The following is a 6,176-nucleotide window of genomic DNA, read 5'->3' as shown; positions in this document are numbered from 1 at the left end:
TGGCGGTGGTAACGCTGCCGGGTACCGACTGGGGATCGCGCCCCTCGGGCATGCGCTGCGCCGTGGCCGCGACCACGCCAAAGGCCGCCGGCGACTGGCTCCAGTACCAGCCGAGGCCGGCCACCGCCAGGATGGCGACGACGATCAGCGCGCCGACCAGCCCGATCCCCCGGCGATATCCGGTACCACCGCCGCGGCGCGTGGTGGAGCGGTTGCGAAGGCGTTGAAACAGCGACATGGGGCGTTCCTGTGCGTCGAGACCGTCGGCCCGGACGAAAAAACCCGCGCCCAGAGGGGCGCGGGTCCTGGATCGGCCGGGAAGGCGTGTTTACTTGTACATCGCCTTCTTGAACATGCGATCGATCTTCTGGGCGTTCTGGTCCGCCGTCGACTGCGCGGCCTGGGCTGCGCTCATGGCATCGTCGGCGGTCGCCTGTGCATCCTCAGCGGCGGCCATGGCGGCGTTGGCCGTGGACTGGGCCTCGTTGGCGGTGGACTGGGCGTCCTCGGCGGTCATCATCGCCTCGTCGATGCGCGCGTTCATGTCCTCACGCGCCTGGGAGGCACAGCCGACGAGCAGGGCCATGGAGGCCGCAGCGGCGGAAATCTTGAGCGCAGTGCTGAGCGTGGTAGTCATGGAGCAACTCCTTGCCTTGTCGTGCATAGGGTTTGGTCGAATGTCGCTCAACCGCCCGACGGACGGTTTATGTGGCCCAATCATCACTGTTCACCGCGGCCGTTGCAAGCCTGTCCGCGGCCGGCAGTCGTGTCGGCGCTACCGTCAGCGAATGACGACACGGCTGCCTTCGTGAATATAGCCCAGAAGGCGGTCGATCTGTGCGTCGGTAAGCGCAATGCACCCTTCGGTCCAGTGGAAGCGCTCATGCCACTCGGGGTCGGCGCGGCCAAGACCGTGCAGCCCGATGTAGCCGCCGAGCACCGTGTCCTGGGGCAGTGGACGGCCATCGTAGGCGATCTCGCGCAGCTCGCGGTAGCGCGCATTATCAATCACACCGCGCTGATAGGCGCGCGAGAGGTGTTCCAGGGTTGGATAATCAAGACCGATGAAGACGTGGAAACGGCTGGAACGGTCGATCCGCGTGACCCGGTAATCCCCGGTCGGCGTGGTGTCGTCACCGTTCAGGTGGAGGTCGGCGACGCCGCCGCGGCCCCAGGAGATGTCCTCGAAGACATCGACGACACGCCCGCCGTCGCGCACCTCCACGAGGTCACGGTCCGTATCGACGAGGACCCACGGGGCCGCCGCTGCCGCGGGCGCCAGCACCAGGAACAGCAGCGCGAGCAGCACACCGCGCGGGCTCACAGGAGGAACCGGTACAGCGCCGCCTCGTCGAACGGCCAGCCGAGCTCGGCGCCGGTGTCGCCACGGCGCAACACCGGGATGCGGATACCGTAGCGTGCCTCCCAGTCGTCATCGTCGAGGATCTCACGGACCTGGATATCGATGGCGAGCCGTTGCGCGATCGGATGCAGCATCTCCATGGCCTCCTCGCAGAGACCGCATCCCTCGGTGGTATAGAACTCGACTGGACCGGTAAAGGACATGATGGATCTGGTTCTTGCCGGATTAGCGGCGCAGTCTGCCACAGCCGGCGGCCTACGGGGACCATCGTCTGCCGATAACCGCGGCAACCGCGCCCACGGGATCGGGACTGCGTCGGCGCCGTCGACGGAGGCCACCTACTGAAGCGACAGGCCCGGCCGGTGTACAATCGCCCGCCACGCCAGCCGCGAAGCCCGCAGGAGCCGATGGCGAACGAGCACGAGACCGATACCCACCGCAGCGCAGCGGCGACGGGCCGCCGGCCGGATCCCGACCGGCGCCTGTCCGTGGCGCCGATGATGGACTGGACTGACCGGCATTACCGTTACCTCATGCGGCTGATCACCGGCCGGACCCTCCTGTACACCGAGATGGTGCCGGCGCAGGCGTTATGGCACGGCCGCGCCGGGCGCTTCCTGCACTTCGACGCATGCGAGCACCCGGTCGCCCTGCAGGTGGGCGGTGCCGACCCGGAGCAGCTCGCCCATGCCGCAGCGCTTGCCGAACGGTGGGGCTACGACCAGGTCGACCTCAACTGCGGCTGCCCCAGCGACCGCGTCCAGTCCGGGCGCTTCGGGGCCTGCCTGATGGCCGAGCCGGCACTGGTAGCCGAGATGGTCGCGGCCATGCGTGCGGCCACGCGGCTGCCGGTGACGGTGAAGACACGCATCGGTATCGACCACCAGGACAGCGAGGCCTTCCTGGCCCGTTTCGTCGAGACCGTTGCGGGCGCCGGCTGCACCTCGTTCACGATCCACGCCCGAAAGGCCTGGCTGAACGGACTCAGCCCCAAGGAAAACCGCAATATCCCGCCGCTGGACTATGACCGCGTCGAGCGGCTGCGCGCGGCCTTTCCGGGGCTGGAGGTCGTGCTGAACGGCGGGGTCATGGACCTGGACGAGGCCGAGGCACTGCTGGCGCGCTTCGACGGGGTGATGATCGGCCGAGCCGCCTACCAGACCCCCTTCGTGCTCGCCGAGGCGGACCGCCGGGTCTTCGGCGCGACGACGCCGGTTCCGGACCGGGTCGCCGTGGCCGAGGCCTACATGGACTACGTCGCCCGCGAGATCGCCGCGGGTGAGCGCCTCTCGCGGATGACCCGCCACCTGGTCGGGCTGTTCCAGGGCCTGCCCGGTGCCCGCGCCTGGCGTCGCCACCTCAGCGAACACGGGCCGCGGCGCGACGCCGACGCCGCCGTGATCGCCGACGCCCTGGAGCACGTCGCCGGCGCCGCTGCCTGATTCAGCCCTCGAGGCGGAAGAACGCGCGGGCGTTGCGCGTCGTCGCCTCGGCCAGCGCCTCCGCGCTCTCGCCGCGCAGATCGGCGACGCGCCGGGCGACGTGGACGAGAAACGCCGGCTCGTTGCGTCCGTGGGGCGGTTTCGGCCGCATGTCCCGGGGCGGCAGAAAAGGGGCATCCGTCTCCACCATCAGCCGGTCCCCCGGGATATCGCCGAGGCATTCCCGCAGCGCGCTTCCGCGACGTTCGTCGCAGACCCAGCCGGTGACCCCGATGTGGCAGTCCAGGTCGAGCAGGGGATGGAGCACGTCGCGGCCGTCGGTAAAGCAGTGCACCACCGCCCCGGGGAGGGCGTCACGATAGTCCGCAAGGATCGCAGTGAAACGCTCGGCCGCGTCGCGCTGATGGAGGAAGACCGGAAGCCCGAGCTCGGCGGCGAGCTCCAGCTGCGCGGCGAAGGCATTTTCCTGCGCCCGGCGTGGCGAGAAGTCCCGGTTGAAGTCGAGCCCGGTCTCGCCGATGGCCACGGTCTTCGCCCGGCCGGCGAGGGCGCGGACCGCTGCCGCGGTGTCCGCGTCCCAGTCCGAGGCGTGATGGGGATGGACGCCGGCGGTATTCACGCAGTCCGCCGCGTCCGCGGCCAGCGCCGCGGCGGACTGCGAGCCCGCCACGTCGACACCGGTCAGCACCATGGTCTCCACCCCGGCGGCGCGGGCCCGTTCCATCACCGCATCGCGGTCCGCGGCGAAGCGTCGGTGGGTAAGGTTGACCCCGATGTCCACCAGGGGGCGGAGTTGATCCATGGCGCGCTCCCGTTTCAAATGATGGCCCGGATGGTAACGCGGCGGCACCGGCGGTGTCGCCGCGGCCCGTGTCACCCCTGTGGAGGGAGCGATGAACGAGCCGCTGGACTGGAACGCGATTCCCATGGACTGGGTCGGCGACTATGTCGGCCGGCGGGCCGCGCTCACCCCGGACCGGTGCGCGCTGATTGAGGCGGAGACCGGCCGGCACTGGCGCTACGACGAGCTCGACGCCGCCGTGGCCCGCACCGCGCACTGGCTCACGGATACCCTCGGTATCGGCCGTGGCGACCGCCTGGGGCTGGTGACCCGCAATACGGTGGAGGCCGTGCGGGTCTATCTCGCCTGCGGACGCACCGGCATCGTGCTCGTGCCCCTGAGCCACCGCCTTGCCGCGGCTGAGATGGCGGCGCTCGTCCACCGCAGCGGTGCCCGAACAGTGCTCGTCGATCCGGCCCTGGAGGACGCCGTCGCCGGGGTCGGCACGGACGCCGGCGACTGGCACCGGCTGGACGCGGACGCCATTGCGGCCCAGGACGCCATGCCCGCGTCGCCCTCCGGGAATACCGCCCTCGCGCTCAACGAGCCGTTCCTCTACGTGCACACCGGGGGCAGCACCGGCGTGCCCAAGCTCTGCATCGTCTCCCACCGGCAGATGACCTGGAACACCCTGGAGCTCATCGCCGCCAGCCCGGCCGGCCTGGGCGAGCGCCGCGAGCTCCTGCTGTTCCCGCTCTATCACATCGGCGGCTGGAACACGGTGACACCGATCCTCCATGCCGGCGGCTGCGTGGTGCTGCTGCCTGGCTTCGATCCGGTGGCGGTGCTCGGCGCGGTCGCGGCGCACCGCGTGAACCACTTCGGCGCCGTGGAGGCGATGCTCCGCGCGATCAGCGCGGCACCGGGGTTCGCCGATACCGATCTGTCGTCGCTGGCCGGAATCACCACCGCGGGGGCACCCTGCAGCGACGCGGCGATGGTGCCGTTCCGCGAGCGCGGGATTGCGGTGGGCCAGAGCTACGGCCAGACCGAGGCCGGGCCGTCGAACTTCATCCACCTCGGCCGCGGCGACGACCCGGCGGCGCTGGTCCGTCACTCGGGGAGCGTGGGCACCGCCTTCCCGCACTGCGACTACCGCATCGTCGCCGACGACGGCGCCCCGGCGCCGCGGGGCGGGGCGGGGGAGCTGTGGCTGCGCAGCCCCCATGCCTTCGACGGCTACGTCGACGATCCGGAGCGTACCGCCGCCGTCCTCGACGCCGACGGCTGGGTCCACACCGGCGATCTCGCCCGCGAGGACGAGAGCGGGCGTGTCAGCATCGTCGGCCGCGTGGATAATGTGTTCGTGAGCGGCGGCGAGAATATCGCCCCGGAGGAGATCGAGACCGTGCTCCTTGGCCACGAGGCCATCGCGGAGGCGGGGGTCTTTCCGGCCGCGGATCCGCACTGGGGGGCGGTACCGGTGGCGGTGCTCGTGCCCGCGGCAGGGGCGAACCTGCCGGACGCCGAGTCACTAGGGGAGTGGCTGTCCACGAGGCTCGCCCGGTTCAAGCACCCGAGACGCTATATCCGGGCACAGTCGCTGCCGCGCACCGGTGCGGGCAAGGTCGACCGCGACGCCCTGGCCCGCACCGGCGGTGCCTGATCGCCTCACCGCCCGCCATGGCGGGCCGACAACCGACGGATGGACCATGACTCACGCACGCGTACTCATCGTCGCCGGTTCCGACTCCGGCGGCGGCGCCGGCATCCAGGCCGACATCAAGGCCGTCACCGCCCTGCGCGGGTATGCCATGACGGCGATCACCGCACTGACGGCGCAGAACACTCTCGGCGTCCAGGACGTCTTCCCGGTACCGCCGGCGTTCATCGCCGAGCAGATGCGCTCCGTGCTCGGCGACATCGGTGCCGACTGCGTCAAGACGGGCATGCTCCACGACGCCCCGGTAATAGAAACAGTAACGGAGATGCTAGAATTGATGGCACCGACGGTGCCCCTGGTGGTCGACCCGGTGATGGTCGCCCAGAGCGGGGACCGCCTGCTGCGGACCGCGGCGGTGGAGGCACTGCGCACGCGACTGGTACCGCGAGCGAGCCTCGTCACGCCCAACATCCCGGAGGCCGAGGTGCTGCTCGAGCGGCGGATACACGACGAAGCCGACCAGATCGCCGCCGCCGAGGCCCTGCTGGCGCTCGGCTGCGGCGCCGTGCTCGTGAAGGGGGGCCACGCCGCCGGCGAGACCATCACCGACGTCCTCGCGACGCCGGCAGGCACCGAGTGCCTGCGCCAGCCGCGGATAGCGACGGAGTGCACCCACGGCACCGGCTGCACGCTGGCCTCCGCAATCGCCGCCGGGATCGCCCGGGGCATGGAGCTCGCGGGCGCCACCGAGCGCGCGCGATGCTACCTGCAGCGCGCGCTGGCCACGGCGACGCCTCTGGGCGGCGGGCACGGGCCGGTGAACCACATCCACACGGTTTCGGAGTTCGACGGGAAGAGCGCATGATCCGGCTGTCCACCAAGAGCCGCTATGCGGTGAGCGCGCTGATGCACCTGGCGATCCACGGC

Annotated in this window: 8 protein-coding genes; 3 read left to right on the top strand and 5 right to left on the bottom strand. The window is 70.6% G+C overall.

Features of this window, described 5'->3' with window-relative positions; genetic code table 11:
• The 4 genes from G7A99_RS15350 to G7A99_RS15335 all read right to left on the bottom strand — a co-directional run.
• Positions 1-238: DUF2333 family protein (locus G7A99_RS15350; RefSeq protein WP_163141677.1), on the bottom strand; the 238-nt coding region annotated here is incomplete at its 3' end.
• A gap of 90 nt (positions 239-328) precedes the next feature.
• On the bottom strand, positions 329-637 hold the full coding sequence (locus tag G7A99_RS15345; RefSeq protein WP_018716830.1) for an Lpp/OprI family alanine-zipper lipoprotein: 309 nt from the start codon (positions 635-637) through the stop codon (positions 329-331).
• A 144-nt stretch (positions 638-781) separates the two neighbouring features.
• A complete protein-coding gene (locus G7A99_RS15340; protein ID WP_018716829.1) occupies positions 782-1,324 on the bottom strand; it encodes a L,D-transpeptidase in 543 nt (180 codons plus the stop codon).
• On the bottom strand, positions 1,321-1,566 hold the full coding sequence (locus G7A99_RS15335) for a glutaredoxin family protein (RefSeq protein ID WP_026320888.1): 246 nt from the start codon (positions 1,564-1,566) through the stop codon (positions 1,321-1,323). Before G7A99_RS15335 ends, G7A99_RS15340 begins: the two co-directional genes overlap by 4 nt.
• A 204-nt stretch (positions 1,567-1,770) precedes the next feature.
• On the opposite strand from G7A99_RS15335, the gene dusA reads away from it, so the two are divergent.
• Positions 1,771-2,805 (top strand): tRNA dihydrouridine(20/20a) synthase DusA, encoded by a 1,035-nt coding sequence (gene dusA, locus G7A99_RS15330; protein WP_018716827.1) that lies wholly within the window; start codon positions 1,771-1,773, stop codon positions 2,803-2,805.
• Position 2,806: 1 nt separating this feature from the next.
• Here the strand turns inward: dusA and G7A99_RS15325 are convergent, their stop codons facing one another.
• The gene (locus tag G7A99_RS15325; protein WP_018716826.1) at positions 2,807-3,607 is read right to left on the bottom strand and encodes a TatD family hydrolase; all 801 of its coding nucleotides are present in this window, start codon (positions 3,605-3,607) and stop codon (positions 2,807-2,809) included.
• Between the two features lie 91 nt (positions 3,608-3,698).
• On the opposite strand from G7A99_RS15325, the gene G7A99_RS15320 reads away from it, so the two are divergent.
• Entirely contained in the window at positions 3,699-5,252 is a 1,554-nt protein-coding gene (locus G7A99_RS15320; RefSeq protein WP_018716825.1) for an AMP-binding protein, read from the top strand.
• A gap of 46 nt (positions 5,253-5,298) precedes the next feature.
• Positions 5,299-6,114: a bifunctional hydroxymethylpyrimidine kinase/phosphomethylpyrimidine kinase gene (gene thiD / locus G7A99_RS15315; protein WP_163141674.1), complete on the top strand. Its 816-nt coding sequence runs from the start codon at positions 5,299-5,301 to the stop codon at positions 6,112-6,114.
• Positions 6,115-6,176: the final 62 nt, after the last annotated feature.

Source organism: Arhodomonas sp. KWT (genome assembly GCF_010993615.1).
The sequence above is the reverse complement of the archived record's forward strand: the minus strand, read 5'-3'. Positions and strand labels throughout refer to the sequence as shown.